20 protein-coding genes are annotated in these 19,783 nt (G+C 39.9%); 4 read left to right on the forward strand and 16 right to left on the reverse strand.

What is annotated here, in order from left to right; genetic code table 11:
- Positions 1-1,170: an acetoin utilization protein AcuC gene (locus KI375_RS17165; RefSeq protein WP_212974696.1), complete on the forward strand. Its 1,170-nt coding sequence runs from the start codon at positions 1-3 to the stop codon at positions 1,168-1,170.
- A 178-nt stretch (positions 1,171-1,348) separates the two neighbouring features.
- Here KI375_RS17165 and ccpA read toward each other — a convergent pair whose 3' ends face one another.
- Positions 1,349-2,347 (reverse strand): catabolite control protein A, encoded by a 999-nt coding sequence (ccpA, locus tag KI375_RS17170; RefSeq protein ID WP_212974697.1) that lies wholly within the window; start codon positions 2,345-2,347, stop codon positions 1,349-1,351.
- A 285-nt stretch (positions 2,348-2,632) separates the two neighbouring features.
- On the opposite strand from ccpA, the gene KI375_RS17175 reads away from it, so the two are divergent.
- Entirely contained in the window at positions 2,633-4,864 is a 2,232-nt protein-coding gene (locus KI375_RS17175; protein ID WP_212974698.1) for a cell division protein FtsA, read from the forward strand.
- Positions 4,865-4,949: 85 nt separating this feature from the next.
- Here the strand turns inward: KI375_RS17175 and KI375_RS17180 are convergent, their stop codons facing one another.
- The 4 genes from KI375_RS17180 to KI375_RS17195 all read right to left on the reverse strand — a co-directional run bounded on the left by KI375_RS17180 (position 4,950) and on the right by KI375_RS17195 (position 10,487).
- A complete protein-coding gene (locus tag KI375_RS17180; RefSeq protein ID WP_212974699.1) occupies positions 4,950-5,453 on the reverse strand; it encodes a YtxH domain-containing protein in 504 nt (167 codons plus the stop codon).
- 20 nt (positions 5,454-5,473) lie between these two features.
- Positions 5,474-5,962 carry a DUF948 domain-containing protein gene (locus KI375_RS17185; protein WP_212974700.1) on the reverse strand — a complete coding sequence of 163 codons (489 nt, stop codon included), beginning with the start codon at positions 5,960-5,962 and terminating at the stop codon, positions 5,474-5,476.
- 369 nt (positions 5,963-6,331) lie between these two features.
- Positions 6,332-7,651, reverse strand: a complete 1,320-nt coding sequence (gene murC / locus KI375_RS17190; protein ID WP_212974701.1) for a UDP-N-acetylmuramate--L-alanine ligase — start codon at positions 7,649-7,651, stop codon at positions 6,332-6,334.
- A 337-nt stretch (positions 7,652-7,988) separates the two neighbouring features.
- Positions 7,989-10,487, reverse strand: coding sequence for a DNA translocase FtsK (locus KI375_RS17195; RefSeq protein ID WP_212974702.1), 2,499 nt, complete (start codon positions 10,485-10,487; stop codon positions 7,989-7,991).
- A gap of 320 nt (positions 10,488-10,807) precedes the next feature.
- On the opposite strand from KI375_RS17195, the gene KI375_RS17200 reads away from it, so the two are divergent.
- Complete coding sequence (locus KI375_RS17200) at positions 10,808-11,413, forward strand: YhcN/YlaJ family sporulation lipoprotein (protein WP_212974703.1); 606 nt, start codon at positions 10,808-10,810, stop codon at positions 11,411-11,413.
- A 53-nt stretch (positions 11,414-11,466) separates the two neighbouring features.
- On the opposite strand, the gene KI375_RS17205 is transcribed toward KI375_RS17200, so the two are convergent.
- From KI375_RS17205 to KI375_RS17225, 5 genes are all read right to left on the reverse strand, one after another.
- Positions 11,467-11,703: a hypothetical protein gene (locus KI375_RS17205; RefSeq protein ID WP_207448513.1), complete on the reverse strand. Its 237-nt coding sequence runs from the start codon at positions 11,701-11,703 to the stop codon at positions 11,467-11,469.
- A 40-nt stretch (positions 11,704-11,743) separates the two neighbouring features.
- Positions 11,744-11,896: a hypothetical protein gene (locus KI375_RS17210; RefSeq protein WP_207448517.1), complete on the reverse strand. Its 153-nt coding sequence runs from the start codon at positions 11,894-11,896 to the stop codon at positions 11,744-11,746.
- 20 nt (positions 11,897-11,916) lie between these two features.
- Positions 11,917-12,078 (reverse strand): glycine zipper domain-containing protein, encoded by a 162-nt coding sequence (locus tag KI375_RS17215; protein ID WP_212974704.1) that lies wholly within the window; start codon positions 12,076-12,078, stop codon positions 11,917-11,919.
- A gap of 455 nt (positions 12,079-12,533) precedes the next feature.
- Positions 12,534-13,031 (reverse strand): NUDIX hydrolase, encoded by a 498-nt coding sequence (locus tag KI375_RS17220; RefSeq protein ID WP_212974705.1) that lies wholly within the window; start codon positions 13,029-13,031, stop codon positions 12,534-12,536.
- Between the two features lie 30 nt (positions 13,032-13,061).
- Positions 13,062-13,814, reverse strand: coding sequence for an alpha/beta hydrolase (locus KI375_RS17225; protein ID WP_212974706.1), 753 nt, complete (start codon positions 13,812-13,814; stop codon positions 13,062-13,064).
- 255 nt (positions 13,815-14,069) lie between these two features.
- Between KI375_RS17225 and KI375_RS17230 the strand changes: the two genes are divergently transcribed.
- Positions 14,070-14,534 (forward strand): DinB family protein, encoded by a 465-nt coding sequence (locus KI375_RS17230; RefSeq protein WP_212974707.1) that lies wholly within the window; start codon positions 14,070-14,072, stop codon positions 14,532-14,534.
- A 58-nt stretch (positions 14,535-14,592) separates the two neighbouring features.
- On the opposite strand, the gene KI375_RS17235 is transcribed toward KI375_RS17230, so the two are convergent.
- The 6 genes from KI375_RS17235 to KI375_RS17260 all read right to left on the reverse strand — a co-directional run bounded on the left by KI375_RS17235 (position 14,593) and on the right by KI375_RS17260 (position 19,773).
- On the reverse strand, positions 14,593-15,012 hold the full coding sequence (locus KI375_RS17235; RefSeq protein ID WP_212974708.1) for a universal stress protein: 420 nt from the start codon (positions 15,010-15,012) through the stop codon (positions 14,593-14,595).
- Positions 15,013-15,038: 26 nt separating this feature from the next.
- A complete protein-coding gene (locus KI375_RS17240; protein WP_212974709.1) occupies positions 15,039-16,490 on the reverse strand; it encodes a SulP family inorganic anion transporter in 1,452 nt (483 codons plus the stop codon).
- Positions 16,491-16,801: 311 nt separating this feature from the next.
- A complete protein-coding gene (ytpR, locus tag KI375_RS17245; protein ID WP_212974710.1) occupies positions 16,802-17,404 on the reverse strand; it encodes a YtpR family tRNA-binding protein in 603 nt (200 codons plus the stop codon).
- The gene (locus KI375_RS17250; protein WP_212974787.1) at positions 17,405-18,220 is read right to left on the reverse strand and encodes a DUF1444 domain-containing protein; all 816 of its coding nucleotides are present in this window, start codon (positions 18,218-18,220) and stop codon (positions 17,405-17,407) included.
- 217 nt (positions 18,221-18,437) lie between these two features.
- Positions 18,438-18,755, reverse strand: coding sequence for a thioredoxin family protein (locus tag KI375_RS17255; RefSeq protein ID WP_212974711.1), 318 nt, complete (start codon positions 18,753-18,755; stop codon positions 18,438-18,440).
- A 1-nt stretch (position 18,756) separates the two neighbouring features.
- Positions 18,757-19,773, reverse strand: coding sequence for a PTS sugar transporter subunit IIC (locus KI375_RS17260; protein WP_212974712.1), 1,017 nt, complete (start codon positions 19,771-19,773; stop codon positions 18,757-18,759).
- Positions 19,774-19,783 lie beyond the last annotated feature (10 nt).

A 19,783-nucleotide genomic window follows, 5' to 3' on the forward strand; every position in this document is an offset into this window, starting at 1 on the left:
ATGAAAAAAGATGCTGTTTTTATTTATTCTGATGAATTACTCGCCTATCGTTTTTCAAAGCATCATCCCTTTAACCAGCAGAGATTATTGTTAACGTTAGATTTACTAAAACAAATAAACGCGATTAGTCCAGAAGATATTGTAGCTCCACGTATGGCAACAGAGGAAGAATTACTTCTCAACCATCAGAAACCCTATATTGAAGCGGTGAAAATGGCTAGTGTTGGAGAGCTTCCTAATCATCAAGCGGAAAGTTATGGGCTTGGTACAGAAGACACACCGATTTTTCAAGATATGCACAAAGCAAGTAGCAGACTGGTCGGAGGCACTTTAACAGCAGTCGATCAGGTTATGCAAGGGAAAGCCCTTCATGCCCTTCATCTTGGCGGCGGACTTCATCATGGTTTTAGTGGAAAGGCTTCTGGCTTTTGTATTTATAATGATAGTGCAGTGGCCATAAAATATTTACGAGAAAAATATAATGCACGAGTGATGTATATTGATACAGATGCCCATCATGGGGATGGTGTTCAAGCCTCTTTTTATGATGATGATGCTGTCTGTACATTGTCCTTACATGAAACAGGTCGTTATCTTTTCCCAGGAACAGGAAATGTCAATGAATGGGGACAGGACCGTGGATATGGTTATTCTTTCAATATTCCGCTAGATGCTTTTACTGAAGACGATTCTTTTTTAAACGCTTACTCGACTTCTATTATGGAAATAGCTGAATACTTTAAACCCGATATTATCCTAACGCAAAATGGAGTGGATGCACACTATCATGATCCATTAACCCATCTCTCTACGACCATGAGGACGTATCGCAACATTCCTAAGCTCGCTCATAAGCTTGCTCATCAATACTGTAATGGAAAATGGATAGCTGTTGGTGGTGGCGGCTATGACATATGGAGAGTCGTTCCGAGAGCCTGGTCGTTTATTTGGCTAGAAATGACGGAACATGCAGAGGTCTCTGGTCCCCTGCCCAAAGAGTGGATTGAAAACTGGCAAGAGAAGGCCCCTGTTCCCTTACTTAAGGAGTGGGATGACCCAGACGACATGTACGATCCCATCCCTCGCCGCTTAGATATCGAAGAAAAAAACGAACAGACAGTAGATCGAGCATTATATTTTGTTAGACAAGAACAGAAACGCAAGCCCTGATTTAAGGTAGAACAGCTAAAAAATCATTATCCTGACGCTCGCAATGCTGTTCTGCCCCGCATCCTGCGGTTTCCGGCAATCCCTCTACTATTTAAAATTCAGAAAAAGATCCAAATCGCAATGATTTGGATCTGTCTGTAACATATGAAAAGAAAATGGTCTTTAAACGTGTTGCTGTTTATTTCGTTGTGTCACGATATTCAATTCGATGTGGGAGTAAAACAGTTCCTTCATCGATTTCCTCTTTGTTCATATATTTTGTTAGTAATCGCATGGCGACTGCACCAATATCATAAAGAGGTTGAGAAATTGAAGAAAGTTGTGGTCGTACCATGGTAGCTAATTTCGTATCGTCAGAAGAAATAATTTCTAGTTCATTTGGAATGGAAACTCCCTGATCTTGTGCCCCATTCATAATGCCAATGGCCATATCATCATTTCCGGCGATAATAGCTGTCGGACGGTCTTCGATCTCATTGAATTTACTCCAAACCTCAAGGCCTGATTCATACGTTTCATCGCCTTCAATGACATAGTCCTCTTGGTATTCAATGCCTGATGCTTCTAGTGCGTCCTTATAACCCACTAGTTTTTGTTCCTGATTAATTGGATTATTTAAAGGTCCGATCACAAAACCGATGTTTTTATGACCTTGTTCAATGAGAGAAGAAACTGCATCATAGGTTGCTTGACGATAATCAATATTAATCGAAGGAACTCCTCCAGATGGATCTACAGATCCCGCTAGAACAATGGGAACAGGGGAACGTTTAAATTCATCGATATGAGTTTGCGTAATATGTCCACCCATAAAGACAATCCCATCCACTTGTTTTCCTAACATTGTATTCAGCAAGTGCATTTCTTTATCCAAATTTTGATCAGAGTTACTTAGAATAATGTTGTATTTATACATTGTGGCAATATCTTCAATTCCTCGAGCTAATTCTGCATAGAAAATACTCGAAATATCAGGGATAATCACTCCAACCGTTGTCGTCTTTTTACTTGCAAGACCCCTTGCTACAGCATTTGGACGATATTCTAGACGTTGGATTACTTCCATTACTTTTTTGCGAGTCGCAGGTTTCACATTTGGATTACCATTTACAACTCTAGAGACAGTTGCCATGGAGACATTGGCTTCTCTTGCGACATCATATATTGTGATATTCATTGGTCTCACACTCCTCTTATTTATTGTCAACAAAAAAACGAAAAACTAACCATTTTTAAACAAAATATCCCATTTTTATTATCATACGCTAATGATTCGCTATCAAGCAAATGAAAGCATTTATTTTTGTCAGATTTTGTCACCCAAGTGAACTATTTCACAACAAAAATTATACTTAACAAAAAATAGCATCAATCTGTTTAACATTCTTCTCATCTTCAGGCTATTATGGTACATTTCTTATAATAGCAGAAAATCACTCAATTGAGTAATGAAAAGTGAGTTATGAATGAAAACATCTTTATTTTTTCCACTATTTTGGTATTAAAGTCATTTTTTAAAAAAGAAGCAGGTGATTTTTCAGTGAAAAAGGAGCGAATTTTCGCTTTAGATATTGGTACACGTTCGGTTGTCGGGCTTATTCTTGAACAAACCGATGATCAATATACAGTACTAGACTTATTTATGAAAGAACATAAAGCAAGGGCGATGCACGATGGGCAAATACATGATATCGTCGCTGTGGCAGAAATAATTACAGAAGTAAAAAGACATTTAGAAGAAAAACATGGAAATTTAACAAAGGTATGTGTCGCGGCTGCTGGTCGCTCATTAAAAACCGAAAGAGCCAAAGCAGAAGTGAATATCACTGGTAAGCCGATGCTTACGAAAGAAGATATCCTGTATTTGGAGCTCTCTGCTGTCCAAGCGGCTCAAGCAATTGTGGCAGAAGAGCAACAGACTGACCATACGCATTCCTATTATTGTGTAGGGTACTCTGTTCTTCATTATTCTATTGATCAAGAGGTAATCGGTAACCTGATTGACCAACAGGGCGAGCTTGCCTCGGTTGACATTATTGCAACCTTTTTACCAAGAACGGTTGTCGATTCATTAATTAAAGCGTTAAACCGCGCAAATTTGAAACTAGATGCACTCACACTTGAACCAATTGCGGCCATCAATGTGCTTGTACCTGTCTCCATGCGAAGACTTAATGTCGCCCTCGTTGATATCGGCGCAGGTACTTCAGATATAGCCATTACAAATGAAGGCACGGTTGTTGCCTATGGGATGGTTCCAAATGCTGGAGATGAAATCACAGAAGCCGTTAGTGAACAGCTACTTTTAGACTTCCCTGTTGCAGAAAAAGTAAAACGACAATTATGGGAGCAGGATTATGTGCAAGTGAAAGATATTTTGGGCTTTGAAACAGAAATTTCAAAAGATGAAGTGATCGGACAAATTTTACCAGCTGTTGACAATTTAGCAACAGAAATTAGCAATGAAGTAAAATCATTAAACAATGGGCTTCCTCCCAAAGCCGTCATGCTTGTTGGGGGCGGGAGTATGACGCCTGAACTGCCTAAACAAATTGCTCAGCTTCTAGGATTACCGGAAAATCGAGTGGCAATTAGAGGCGCCGATGCCATTCAAGGGTTAACCTTTTCCGAGCATATTTCCAATGGACCAGAGAATATTACCCCGATTGGGATTGCCATTTCGGCTCGTAATATGCCAATTAAATATGTATCTTTCACGATTAACGAACAATCTAGTCATATGTTTGCGGTGAAAGAACTAACGGTTTCTGATTGTCTCCTCGCCTCTGGTCTAGCGATAAAGAATCTTTATGGAAAACCTGGGCTAGCTAGCTTTATAACATTAAACGGGCAATCATTAACCTTACCAGGCACCTACGGGAAAGAGCCGATCATTATAAAAAATGGACTAGAATGTCAATTGGATGATATTGTGCACGATGGCGATCAACTTACGGTGGAAAAAGGAGCAGATGGCATTCGAACTTCAGTAAAGATCAAAGACTTACTAGATGATGTTCCAGAGAAATTGGCAATGATTAATGGGCAAAAATATCCTGTTCACATGCGGATCAGCCGAAACGGCCAAGACAGCGATCTTCATGCTGTGATTCAAGATGGAGATGTGATTTACACAAAATATCCTGAAACCATTGATGAACTTATCCATATCCTGCAATTGGATGAACTGCACTCTCTGCTCCGTCCTTTCAGAATAAAAATGAATGGAAAGGAAATGTTTTTTCCATATTTTTCTGGGCAAATATTGCTCAATGGAAATGAAGTAACAAGTCATGAGAAACTGCCCAATCATATCGACCTAACCATTGTACAAAAGATGATCCCAACCATTCAAAATCTAAGCTTACTTCTTCAACACTCCATTCATCGTTCTATTACTGTTTTCTACGAAGAGCAGCCAATTACGATTCAGAAAACAGCCGTTGAGTATGTGAAGAATGGTATACGCTTAGATCCTGACACCATCATCATTGATGGAGATCAAATTGAATACAAAGAGAATCCGAATGATGGTTTTATATTTCAAGATATCTTTCAATATGTAGAAGTCCATAAACCAGAAGAGGCAAAAGGCAACTTTTCCTTGAAAATTAATAGCAATGAGGCCACTTTTTACTCACCTATTCGCGATGGAGACCATTTAGAAATTGTTTGGCCGATCAGGGCAAATTGATAACAATGACGCAAACGCCTTAAGTTTTTATCATGAAAAAAGACGAAGAGATTTTTCGCTCTTCGTCTTCTTGGTGATAGAAGAATTACTTTTTAGCCATTTCTTCTTCTTTTTCCTCAACCTCATCGCTTTTTTCTTGGACTGCCGAATCCACTTGGTCGACACCCTTTTCTACTCGATCCGCAGTTTGTTCTACATTTTCGTTAACTGTTTCTTTCCACTCATCTGCCGTATCTTTCACAGATTCAGCTACTTGCTCTGTTTTATCCTTTACAGTTCCACGTAGCTTTTCCGTTGTTTCTTTCACCGTGTCTGCAACATTACTGCTTTTTTCTACAGCAGCTTGACGAAGTTGATCGGTCTTTTCTTTCGCTGTAGCAGTTAATTCTGTTCCTTTTTCCATCACAGTTTCTTTCCATTCTCCAGACTTGTCCTTTAATGTTTCCACTTGGGTCCCAATGTCTGTTCTTAATTCTTTCCCCGATTTTGGTGCCATTAGAAGCGCAGTTGCTGCTCCTACAATACTACCTACCACAATTCCAATCATAAAATTACTCGTTGTATTTGTATCTTTTTGCTCATTTGTCATTTTACTCTTCCTCCTTATTATTAGTGACTTCGCTCCCATTTCGGTGCAGGGATTGCTTTTGGAGCAGTCGATTTTTGTTTTCGCGAAGACTCATGCTTGCCTTTTTCACCAAACCATTTATCTTTTATTTCTTTAAATGCCGCTCCCCATTGTACGACTTGGGCTATTTTCTCCTGATTTCTATTCATTGATGATGAAATCGAGGTTGTAACCTTTTTCAGAGAATGGTTCAACTCTTGGACCGTTCCGCCTACCTCTTGTACTGCATTGACAACAGTATCCAACTTCTCTACTTTGCCCTGAATATCTTCCGCAAGACTATTTGTCTTATGTAGTAGCATCGTGGTCTCACCTGTTACACCTTCAAGCTGTTTGTTTAGACTGTCCAGTGTGTGTGATACGCTTGCCATCGTCCCCTTTAGTTCATTCAATGTTCTCATTAAACTGATGACGAGGATAGCAAAGGCAATCGCTATAACAGCCACACTTAAATATAAAATTATAATCACGTGTCCAACACCTCCTATGTTCATTTGTCTATACCCTCTGAAGTAAAAAACTAAACTTCCTTCACTAAATAAACTTCGTCATAAATAGATATAATTCCTTCCTTTTCCTTAAAATTTGTGAAAAAGGTCATATATTGTTTAATTTATACTATTTCAAATGATCTATTCAAGAAATCAAGAAAGGCGCAAGCGTCTTGATCTAGGAAGAAAGACTAAAAGTCGACATCCTGTTGGCAAGGCTCAAACCAATAATTGCTTCGTCTGGATTAATACATCCTGTACGTAGCATCGACAACGGCCCAGAACTGGATAATACCCAATCCAAAGTAAGAAAAAGCCTGGAGCGTTTTCCAGGCTTTTTCTTCTCAATTATTGTGCCTTCCTCAATTGTTTGGCTAAGAAATTTTCATATTCCAATTGAAACTTTTGAATATCGCCAGCGCCCATAAATAAAATCACTGCTTGATCGTGTAAACTCAATGAAGAAGTGTCATGCTCATCGAGGATTTCAGCCCCGTTAATTTGCGTCTGTAAATCCTCGATCGTTAATTTCCCATGATTTTCTCGAGCAGAGCCAAAAATATCACATAAATAAACTTTATCTGCTTCACTTAAGCTTTCGGCAAACTCTTGTAAGAAAGTTTGAGTTCTGGTAAAAGTGTGTGGTTGAAATACAGCAACAACCTCCCGCTCAGGGTATTTTTGCCTAGCAGCGTGAATCGTTGCCCTTATTTCTGCCGGATGATGTGCGTAATCATCCACCAAAATTTGATTCCCTACTTTTGTTTCTGTAAACCGCCTTTTCACCCCATTAAAGCTTTTGAATTGTTCTTTTAGAATGTTCACATCAATATCTTCATATTGACATAAAGCAATAACAGATAAGGCATTTAAAACATTATGTTCACCAAACAAAGGAATTTCAAAAGTTGCATGAAAATTATTTCTCACATACACATCAAAGGATGTTCCGTTAGAAGATGTTTGAACATTACGAGCTTGAAAATCATTTTCTTCTCTAAATCCGTAATATACAACCGGTGCTTTCGCGTGGATCTTTTGCAAGTAATCATCATCACCATATGCAATAATGGCTTTGTTCACTTGCATAGCCATATCCTGAAATGCTGAGAACACATCATCGATATTCGTGAAATAGTCAGGATGATCGAAATCAATATTCGTCATAATCGCATAATCCGGATGATAGGCTAGAAAATGTCTGCGGTATTCGCATGCTTCGAATACAAAATATTCCGCATCCTTCACTCCAGAACCTGTTCCATCACCAATCAAAAACGACGTTGGTTTAGCGCCGCCGATCACATGAGCCATCAAGCCTGTTGTCGAAGTTTTTCCATGCGACCCTGTCACTGCAATGCTTGTAAACTTTTCCAATAGCTCTCCTAAAAACGCATGATAACGAATCACGGGAATCCCTAATCTCTCCGCTTCTTCAATTTCTTCATGCGTGTCCGGAAAAGCATTTCCTGCAATCACTCTCATATTCGATTTAATATTTTCACGATCAAAAGGTAAAATAGTAATATTTGATTTTTCCAAAGATGCTTGAGTAAAGAAATACTTCTCCACATCCGAACCCTGTACATGATATCCCTTATCATGAAGAATTTGTGCAAGTGCGCTCATACCTGAGCCTTTAATACCTACAAAATGGTATATCGTCATTTTAGAACCTCCAACATACGTATCTCTATTCTTATCATATGAATTAAAACCTAAATTGGCTAAAATCTTTCAACCTGCTTCTCATTAGCCAACAAGACAGACTTTTCAATTCCTTTTCACCATTCATTACATACTCATGTATTTATTAATATCCAACCATTTATCAGGTTGTATGTAAAAAAAATCAGGAATTTCATTTCCATTCCAATATTATAGCATTATTCATCTTCCATGACTATGACACAAAAATTCATGCAAGCCGCTCCAAGAAATCAAGCCGAGTAAAAGAAGAGAGTAACATGCCCATCTCTCTTTTACTCGGGCAGATCATTTGAAGTCATGAAATCGTTTCTTGTAAGGACTCCCATTCACTTTCTGTCATTAAAACATCTCGAGGCTTACTCCCCTTCGCGGCGGAGATCACACCTTGTTGTTCCATCATATCAATCAATCTTGCGGCCCGATTATAACCGATCCGAAATTGTCGTTGTATCATGGAGGTGGATGCACTACCTTGTTTCATCACAAATTCACATGAGGCAAAGTATAATTCATCTTCTTCCTCTTGAACTTGAGTTTTCTTTAATAGTTCTTCCTGCTCAAACAGATAGTCGGGTTCACCTTGGGCGCGCACATGTTCAATCACACGATCGATTTCTCCATCAGAAACAAAGGTTCCTTGTAAACGAACAGGTTTCGAGGAACCACTTCCTAAAAACAACATATCGCCACGTCCCAGTAATTTTTCAGCGCCGCTAATATCAATAATCGTCCTTGAGTCCACTTGAGATGAAACAGAAAAGGCAATCCTTGTAGGGACATTTGCTTTAATGAGACCAGTAATCACATCAACAGATGGTCTTTGGGTCGCAATAATTAAATGGATCCCACAAGCTCTAGCTTTCTGAGCGATCCGGCAAATCGATTCTTCTACATCATGTGGTGCCATCATCATTAGATCAGCAAGTTCATCAATAATAATAACGATATAAGGCAGTTTTTCATTAAAGCGCCGATTTTCTTCAGCCAATTCATTAAAACGACCAATATTACGAACTGAAGCATGGGCAAATAGCTCATACCTGCGTTCCATTTCTTCGACTGCCCACTTGAGAGAGGCTGTCGCAGCCTTCACATCTGTAATAACAGGACTGACCAAATGAGGAATATGGTTATATGGTGCTAGTTCAACCATTTTCGGATCAATAAGTAGCAATTTTAGTTCATCTGGACTAGCTTTATACAGCAAGCTTACCAAAATGGAGTTAATGCACACACTTTTTCCAGAACCTGTAGCCCCTGCAATAAGACCATGAGGCATTTTTTGTAAATCCGTGACAATTGAATTTCCCGAAATATCCAGCCCAAGCGCAGCCGTTAACGGAGATTCCGACTCTAAAAAGCTAGGGTCCCCAATGATTTCACTTAACTGGACAGGTCTACTATCTTGGTTGGGAATTTCAATACCGATCGTTCTTTTCCCGGGTATAGGCGCCTCCATCCGAATATCTCGAGCCGCCATACTTAGCTTAATATCATCACTTAGATTAGTGATTTTATTAACTTTTACGCCTCGTTCGGGTTGGACTTCAAATCTCGTCACAGAGGGCCCTTGACTAACTTGAACGACCTGTGCTTGAACATTGAAATTGGCAAGTGTTTCGCTTAACAAAACCTTCTGTTCCTCAAGCCATTCCTTATTATTAACTTTTGAAACAGGGGGCTGCAAGAGAGATAACGCAGGATAATTATACGTTTCTAACGGTTCTTCTTGTTCATCCTCCAAAAATATAGCAGGACGTTGGGGTGTCTCTTTCTCCTTTGTATGCGTCACAGCCTCAATTGCACTGCTTTCCAACTCTTCTGCTCTCTCCTGTGAAGCAGGTTGGCTGCTTTCCTTTTTAATTAGTGGCTGTTCTCGCTTTTTTTCTTGTCTTTCACGCAAACTTTTCCGGTCGTTTTTTAACATAAGTACATTAAACGGCATAGCCGCACGAGTCGTTTCTCTTTTGGCAGGTCTACTAGGCTCCTCTTCAACACAACTTGGATCCTGCTCAACTGATATCTGTTCCTGTTCAAGTTCTATTGACTCTTCCGGTTTTTCATCCTCTATTTCCGCAAAACTTGGCTCCTCAACTGGTTCTTCTTCGATGATGGGCTCTGAAGACGCGATCTCCTCTTCAGCTCCCAACACGATTTCATCCGATATAGGCTCTAATTCTTCGTCTGCTTCTTCTACTACAGGATGCAAAAATAGCTCAGGCTCCCTCGTTGTCTCCTCATCCAACTGTAATTCCGTTTCAGTTTCCGGAGTTAAAAAGGTTAAAGGGAGAACTGTCTCCTGCTCTTCTGTATTTAAAGAGTTCTCTGGTTTTATTTTATTTTCGTTATTCTTTAAAAAAGAATCCTGTAGCTCATACTCCGTACTATTCTTTTTCGGCCGTTGATAACCAAAAATCGGAGACGGTATATGGCTTGGACGAAAAGGTTGTTTTAATTGACTTTCCACTTTTTTATTTTTTGGTTTTTCTACTTTTTCATACTGCGCTTTACTCTTTGAATGTTCCGCTTCTGTCTTCGCTACGGATGATTTTTCGTATTTTCTCTCATTTCGTTCTCTATGGTCATTTTTTGGCGTTCCTTTGTTAGGTGGAACTTGTTTGTCAGGTGGGTCTTGCATCAATGGAAAACGAAAATTACCTTTTGGATATTGATACGTCATTCTCGTCTCCATAGTGGATGAGGTGCGACGCGTATTGTCCATTTCTCTAGGTTGTTCTTGTTCATCAATCTCTTCATTCACAAATTTTGAGATAAATCTTTTAAGCCAGGACATCCTATCCCTCTTTCACTGTCATTTATAAGAAAAGCGCAAGGCGCCTAATATAGATGAACGGCTAACTGTGCGACATCCTGTCACTTCGTCTGTACTAGTAACATCCTGTACATCACAACGCCGTTCTGGCCCTAATCCTGTGGGACTCCGACAAGCAAATATTCCTAAATATTGTTACTTATCGCTAGAGCAAAATCCTGCACTAAGCAAATTCCTCTTTTTTAAAAAAATCCGCTTGTACCATTATAACAAATCTCACGTATAAAAATTGAGGAAAAAGGAACATTATAAAAGAATCACATTAATAAGGAGGTTTTTTAGTGAAGATTGTCAAATCGATTGCTGTTGCCGGTATCGCTTCTATGATGCTTATGGGCTGTGGTGCAAATGATAATAATAAAGATCAAGTCGCGGATAATAATGGCCCTCTTGATGTTAACTACGATACACGTAATCGGAATAACACAAGAGACGATCTAACATATCGAAATAATGGGACCAGAGATGGATATGGCACAACAAATGTTGGCGAGAATCGCGATCATGTTGGCAATAATAACCAAAATGATGGAAACAACATGAATAATGATCGCCATGTTGATGTGGCTGACGATATTGCTGATGAAGTATCTGACTTGAAAGAAGTCGATCGTGCGTATGTACTGAAAACCGGCAAAAATGCTTATGTAGCGGTAAAATTAACGAACGATCAAAATGATAAATTAAGCGACGATGTCAAAAATAAAATTGCAGATCGTGCGCGCAAGGCAGATGATAAACTAGATAATGTATTTGTTTCCGAAAACCCGGATTTCTTTGGGCAAATGCGTGGATACCGTGATGAACTAAATAACGGCAACCCTGTTAGTGGTTTCTTTGATAAATTTTCTGATACAGTAGAACGCGTTTTCCCTTCATCAAGATAAGAAAGAACAGCCGACCAAAGTAATGACATCATTGCGACGGTCGGCTATTTGGTTCAAAAGAAAATACCAATGATGACCAATGCCCCTAAAATAAGTCCTCCAATTGTCCCAATTACTTCTTTGTCCAAAATCTTTTGTGGCTGAGGTGTAAAGTATTTAATATCCTCAATATCTGTCTCTAATTTTTTGACAGTTTCTTGTAAAGATCTTATTTCTTTCAATAGTTCATTTTCCTGAGTTGCTGAAACCACTCCTTCTTCCTTTGTTGCAATTTCATTCTTTTCTTCCATCCATGCCTTCCCTCTTTCTAATAAAATCTTATATATGTGGTTAGTTTTTCCCTAATACAACGATCAGAAAGGTCGCAACTGGTCCCAATAACAATGAAAGTAAAAACCAGCCTAATCCACTTCTATTCTTGCCTTGCGCTAACCCTGCGTTAATTAATGCTAATGTTCCCCAGCCAACAAAATAACCTTCCATCCTTCTCTCCCCTTTCCAGATTACTTCTCATTATTGGATCCTTCAAAAGCCAAGCCGATTCCAACACCAATAGCGATCCCTATAGCAATATTGTCCATGGCCGTTCCGATTGCCAAACCAATCGCTATCCCTATGGCAATACCACTTCCACGGAATTTATTCTTTTTATTTTCTGCAGCCATCTTTTCTCCCTCTCGTTAAAAGCCTTTGTTAAATATACGATTTAAGAAGAAAAAGGATTCAAAACATTGGGTTTAGATCTAAAGCCACTATAAAAAGACCCGGTCGTTATTTTAAAACTTCACTGGTTTACAAACCCATTTTTTTCAATAGATACTATACGTAACATAACGTAAACTAAAGAAACCATTTCGATGCTGGTACATCGAAATGGTTCTATTTAGGAGATTCCCACTTGGGAGTCAGCACACTAAAACTGCCAGAGCTTGGAAACTCAAAGGGGGTTTTAGTCTTTTTTATGGAATAACAAGATAACAATGATCAAAATTCCAAATGCAAGCATAAAGAAATTGTTTCACACGCATCCCCCCTCCTATTGGAGGCATAGATGCGCCGACCTGCTAGATTATCAGGAAAGATATTATTATCACTATAAAGGGCAAGGGTACTCCCCAATCTACTTCAAAACTGAACAATTTAGAGCTGTTTTCATAATTGCCTCATGTGTTTTATTCCAGCCTTTATAATAGTCTGCCACATCAATTGGATTGATAAAAATTCTTTGATTAGACTCATACTTTCCCTCAAATGGAAGCAACTCTGTAAGATCCATTCGGTAAAACACCTGGTAGCCAACTAGTGGGTAAGGACTTTGTGCATTCCATTGCTCATTCTCAGAATGATTCACCTCTATTGCTCCAAGAATGGTGCATAATCCATTTACATAGGCTTCTTCCCTCACTTCACGTTTCACACAATCTTCTGGGGTTTCTCCTGCTTCGATATGCCCGCCTGGAAAATCCCAGCCCCTCTCCTTCAGATCAACTAGCAGGAGTTGCTCATGATCAAAGCAGAAAGCATGAACACTTGTGATTAACTTTCTTTCAGGAAGTTCGGTAGTAGGAAACCAGGTAAGTTTTACTTTTCCTCCCCAATCGGCGTAAGAAACTGTCATATGTCTCCTCCTTCCAAGCTGTTTAAGAATTTATAGCTCCACAAAATCGACAATGGTCTCAATCACTTCTTTTTCCCAATAATAGGAATTAAACGTATGATCTCCCTCATGGATAGTATGTAATGTAGCTTGGTCACCATAACATTTCTCGATATATAAATTCGACACTTCATACGGAACTGCCTGATCCTTTGTTCCGTGTATAAGCAGGACTTTTCCTTGATAGGATGCGGCTCGATTCCATACATCAATCGTCTTGAGATCATCGTTAAAAGCAGAACCAACGAGGTTTCCCGCGTGATCATAAGCATCCTGACTCTCAATATAAGGTGTTGCTTCTCTTCTCGCCTCCATGGAAGCTTTAATGGTTCCAGCGGGAGCCATTAGGATCAATCTCTCCACTTGCTTCTGTAATTCTCCTGCTAATAAACTGGCAATGAGTCCGCCCATGCTAAGTCCCAAAACGACGATTTGACTTTCGTCTACCCGCGGATGCGCCTTCACATAATTAAAAATCGTTCTCGCTTCATCTACTTCCTTACTTACTGTCATATTTTCAAAATCTCCGTCGCTTTCCCCACTTCCGAGAAAATCAAAGCGAAAGCTGGCAAACCCTTTCCTTTCTAACGCCCGGGAAATTTTTAAAAACAAACGATGAGGCTCTAATTTATTGCCTGTAAACCCATGGAATAACACAACCGCCGGCAATTTCTCCCCTTCTGGAATATGTTCCATTCCTCTTAATTGCATCCCGTTATGGGTAATGCTTACAGCTTTTTGCATCTAATAACTCCCCTTCTTTTCATTTTTCCCTGTTAATTGGGGATGACGGACGCTCTCCCGCGATAACCATCATTGGAGGATGAAGCCCATAATGATAGTAGTTCTGCTTTATATGTTTTATGAATATTTTACCATATTTATTTTATTTACGCGTTTATTTCATATGTAACCATTCTGTAATTTAATAATTATAGCAAAATATCGAAATATGGCCTATGATGGAAATATAAGTAAATTTATGGGAGGTAATGGGATTTGGGTACCTTAAGACAATTTGCTTTTGCACGCTCGAGCACAATTCGAACATTAGAAAAAATCACTGAAAACAAATGGGGGCAACAACCTGAAGGATTTTCCAATACAATCCTTTGGAATGCTGGTCATATCTTTGTCGTGACGGAAACTTTATTAGGCAAATCGGATGCGAGCTATGTCATTCAAAATCCCAAATGGTCCGAATTTTTTGCATCTGGTACTCGTCCAGTAGATTGGTTCGAACCTGCGGCTAGCCCCAATACTGTTCTTGATTCTCTAAGGGATCAGAAATCGAGAATAAGAGAAGACTTTTTTGGAAAAACAAGCCAACCCGCTGCAGAGCCCTTTTCAATTGGCTCTCATTTGATGGATACACCTTCTAGCTTGATCCAATTTGCCACATGGCATGAAGGAACACATCTCGGGATCATTCAATCGCTTGATAAAGTGATTGCAGACGCATAAAAAACAAACTCTTCAAGCTTCTGCCTGAAGAGTTTTTATCGTCAATCTACTAATCTTACTATTTCACAATCAATACAGGACATTCAACTCGCTTAGCAATTTTATGACTGACACTACCAAGTACCATTTCTTGTAAGCTATTTAAACCCCGACTTCCGACAACTACTAGATCACAGGTTTGCTTGTTGGCATATTCAACAATGACAGGCCCTGGATCTCCATGCAACATGGTTGTTTTATACTTAACGCCCTCTCGCTTAAAATATTCTTCTATTGGAAGTAACTTTTGACGTCTTTCAAATTCTAAAACTTCAGGGTCTTTACTGTGAAGGATATCGGATTTCGCTTTAGAATAATCCATCACAAAGACAATTTCGACTTCTACTTCATTTGCTAGCATTGCGATTTTTACAGTTTCTCCCGCCGCTCGCAATGAGTATTCGGATCCATCTGCTGCTAATAAAATTCTTTTATACACGTACTACTCCTCCTCCAAAGTGAAACTCAAACATCCACTTTACTATGAATGGCCAAGCGTTTAACTAAATTTGAACTCAGCTTGTCGAAACCAGTTAACTGAATACTTTTACCACTTTCTTCCAATTTTAAAACAATTTTATCAATTGCCGCAACCCCAGAGTCATCCCATACATGTGCTTGACTAAAGTCAATCACAATTTCTTTCTCAGGAGTATGCATGTCAATCGAATCAATCAACTCCTCTACAGAAGCGAAGAAGACTTGTCCGTTGACTGTATAAATTCGCTTATTGTCTTTCTGCGTTGAGCTGATTTTTAATTTCGAAATCTTAACAACAAAGAAAACAGCACTTAGAATTACGCCGGCTAGTACACCTTTGGAAAGATCGCCTGTAGCGACAACCGTAATGACAGTTACGATCATCACAATTGAATCTGTGATTGGGGTTTTGCGTAGATTTTTCAAGGCTGCCCAATCAAATGTCCCAATAGAGACCATGAACATAACCCCAACAAGTGCAGCCATCGGGATTTGCACAACCACATTTCCAAGCACAAGAATTAAAAATAGCAGAAAGGCACCCGCTACAAAGGTTGAGAGTCTTCCTCTTCCACCAGATTTTACATTAATGACAGACTGCCCTATCATGGCACAGCCAGCCATTCCACCGAAAAACCCTGTTACAATATTTGCAATTCCCTGTCCCCGTGTCTCACGATGTTTATTGCTTGATGTATCTGTCATATCATCGACGATCGAAGCAGTTAATAAGGATTCCAATAAACCTACTAATGCAAGCGAAAGAGAATAAGGAAAGATAATTTTCAATGTTTCAAAATTAAAAGGAATATCCGGGATTAGAAAAGTAGGCAAAGCAGATGTCAAATTCCCCATATCACCTACCGTCCGCACACCACTATTCGTCAAAATCGCAATGATCGTAATGACAATTATCGCAATCAAGGGAGATGGTACGGCTTTTGTTAGTTTAGGAAATAAATAGATAATCGCTAAAGCGCCTGCAACCATAAGATACATGGACCATTTTTCACCAACAAAATGCTCTAGTTGTGCCATGAAAATAAGAATGGCTAGGGCATTAACAAAGCCAATCATAACAGAGCGCGGGACATACTTCATAAATCTTGCCAATTTGAAAATACCAAATACAATTTGCAACACACCTGTTAAAATCGTAGCCGCAAGTAAATACTGTAATCCATGATCCGCCACTAGTAAAACCGCCACCAAGGCCATCGCCCCTGTAGCAGCCGAAATCATCGCTGGCCGGCCACCAGCAAACGAAATTACAACCGCCATGGTAAAGGATGCATATAGCCCCACCATCGGATCCACACCAGCAATAATGGAAAAGGCAATGGCTTCTGGGATCAGGGCGAGAGCCACCACAATGCCTGATAAAATATCCCCCTTCACATTCCCGAACCATTGTTCTTTTAGTGAATAAGTTTTCAAACGAACACCTCTATTATATTGTATTCAACCTTGAACTCTCATCAAAGTCAAGCCACTCAAAATTTTACCATAATAAAGGACTTTCGCAAGCCCTTTCTAACCAATGTCCTGTTGCCCTCCGACAAGCAAATATTCCTGGACCTATGAAGGATTATTAAGCAGAACATCAGCTAGGCCGCCACGTCCGCATGCCTTTCGCGATGAACTCATATCCCGCGAGGTTCTCGGGGCTAGCTCCAAATACTAGCCAAAAAATTTTGTACTTTCTTACCCTTTAAAAAAGAGAGGCTCTTTCTGCCTCTCTTGATTCGTTATGATTGAAACGCTTGTCCAACTTCATAGGCAGCTGCCTCTAGTACCAAAATCCCCTTTTCCTTAGGAGCATTCTGCAAGTCTAACTCCTTGGCAGAACAAATCATTCCGCTTGATGGAACCCCTCGAAGCTCTGCATCTTTAATCACCATTCCACTTGGCATGACAGCACCCACTTTTGCCACAACTACTTTTTGTCCTGCATCGACATTCGGTGCGCCACAAACAATTTGCAGTTCCTCTGTCCCTACATCGACCTTGCAAATATTTAATTTATCTGCATTTGGATGTTTCTCTTTTGTTTTTACAAACCCGACAACAAATTTTGGAGTGAAATCTGCTTCAAGCTGCTCGTCAAAGCCATTTTTCATGATTGCGGCATTGATTTTTTCCACAAGCTCTTCCGTTAATTCTACTTGGCCATTGGCGTCCACTTGCAGATATTGAGAAGCCTGAAAAAGATTGAAGCCACTCGTTTGCTTGGTCTTTTCATCAAAAATCCGCGCCACATCGCCTTTACGTTCAAAGGTCGAATGGTCTGTTTCTTGAATAGCGATTAATAAAGTATCGCCAACCCCTTTTAAGTTATAAAAAACATTCATTTATTCCTTCTCCTTCTTCTTGGACTTTTTTTGATCTTGTGCCAGGATAAAAATTGGCTCCAGCTTTCCCTCTTCATATGTAAAGGATAACGCCGTAATCGGAACTTTTCCAGTTGTAAAAAAACTCATCGTTAATTCGGATAAAATATCATAACCGGTTGTATTGCGAATATCCCCAATGATTAATACATCCTGATGAGGGACGGCGACAATCATGTCTCCCTCAATGGTTTCTGCTTTTTCTTGCAAAAATTTTTCATTTAAAATCCTGCTGGCATCATAGCCATCATTGGTATTTAAGAAGTAAAAATCATTTCCACGCAATGTATCTTTTTTCAGTTTCACTGGAAGGGAACGAACATTAAAGCGTGCCATTTCCCGCACTTTTTGGGGATCAAGCCTTTCTTTTTTTATAATTTGCTCATCCAACAGGCGATACGTCTGCCCAAGATCAAGCGCATAATAAATTCTTGTTTCTGCGGTATGATCATCTGTAAAAAACGGTACACCCTCCCCAGTTTCTTTCGGGAATGACGTTGAACGAATAACAGGATAGATTTTCTTCTCCTGACCAGCGACTTCTTGGTCTTTGCCCATCACTTTGAGGGCCTCTTCCACGTAATACTCCACTTCATCAATCGCCTTGTCTTTATGCACATGCCACTTGGCAACTAGAGGAGACAAGGCAATATCCAGTCCTTTGCCCGTTTCTTCATTTTCAACGCGCACTGTTTCCGTTTCTCGATCATATTTGAACAAACGTCCCTGCTTTTTAAGACGCTGTTCCAATGCTCTTTTCATTTTCTTTTCATCCATTTTCACACCACTCCCCTCCTTTGGGACATTACATTACTGTTTATTTTACACAAAATAGGCCAGAGTCTCAAAGTTTGGAAATGAGGATTTTCTTTTCCCACACAAAAATCCAGTCCTGCGATATATTAGACTGGATTCTTTGATTAATCGTAGATATTTCCATATCATGCTTCCCTATTTTTAAAGTATTCAGGGAGTACAGGTTCTTCTTACTTCATTATTCCGCAAGTTCATTGATAAAGTCTCCGATTTCTTCTAAGGTCTTCCGATCCTTGCTTACGAAGCGACCTGCTTCTTCACCATTATGGAAGGCAACAAAGCTTGGGATCCCAAAGATATCCAATTGACTACAAAGATCAATAAATTGATCACGATCCACATACTTGAATATATACTCTGGGTAATCCGCCTCTAATCTTGGCAAGAACGGCTCAATAAAGGTACAATCTGGGCACCAATCAGCAGAAAACATAAAGATCGCCCGTTCTTCCTTTTTCAATTGTTCAAATTCTTCTATAGATTGTAGTTTTTCCATTTTATTTCCCTCCAGTATTGATTAGCATTTGACCTGGTTTGATCCAGCCCATTTTCCTCATAAATTCTGATAAACATAAGCTTATCACAGCTGGAGCCAAAAGATGTAATACAATGACTTGGATCAGCACTGTAGTGGAAAAACCCATAGTTTCAAAGGTCATGATTTGACCGACAAATCCACTCGTTCCCATGCCAGCTCCTGCTGCATTACTTGTCATCGGCCAAATCGTCGTAGCAAACGGTGCGATCACAATCCCCGCAACTGTTGGTGGAATTAAAATCAAGGGATAGCGGATAATATTCGGCACTTGCAGCATGGATGTACCAATCCCAATCGCTAACAATCCACCCATCTTGTTCTCACGATAGCTAGACACCGCAAAACCAACCATTTGGGCGCAACACCCAATCGTTGCTGCCCCAGCTGCCAATCCACTTAAATCAAGCATAAGCGCGATTGCTGCGCTTGATATTGGTGCTGTTAACGCAAGCCCCATTAAAGTCGCCACAAGGATTCCCATTAAAATTGGCTTTTGCTCTGTTGCCCAAACAATCCAGCTGCCGAACACGGTTAAGAATTGTCCGATCGTTGGTCCAATAAATTTTGCAACCAGAAAACCTGTGAAAATCGTCACAAAAGGAGTCACAATAATATCTATTTTCGTTTCCTTACTGACAAGCTTTCCAATTTCAACCGAGATGAGCGCGGCAAGATAACTCCCTGCTGGTCCTCCACCAAGGGCTGCGCCCGCAGCTCCAGTGGCAACCGCGGCAAAGGTCACAAGTGGTGGCGCGCCAAGCCCAACTGCAATCGCAGCTCCGATTGCCGGTCCCATTAAATCCATCGCTAATTGACCCATTTCAACCAAAATTGGCCAATGCAGTTGCTCACCAATTGTTTTTATAATTAAGCCAATGATTAGAGAAGAAAATAACCCTAACGCCATATAACTCAAGGCATCGACTAAATACGTTTTAACTGAAACCCGTACACCCTTCTTTTCTAAAAAACCCATCTCCCTGCCC

Origin of the sequence: Bacillus sp. J14TS2 (assembly GCF_018333015.1) — a bacterium.
Lineage (GTDB): Bacteria > Bacillota > Bacilli > Bacillales > Bacillaceae_C > Lederbergia.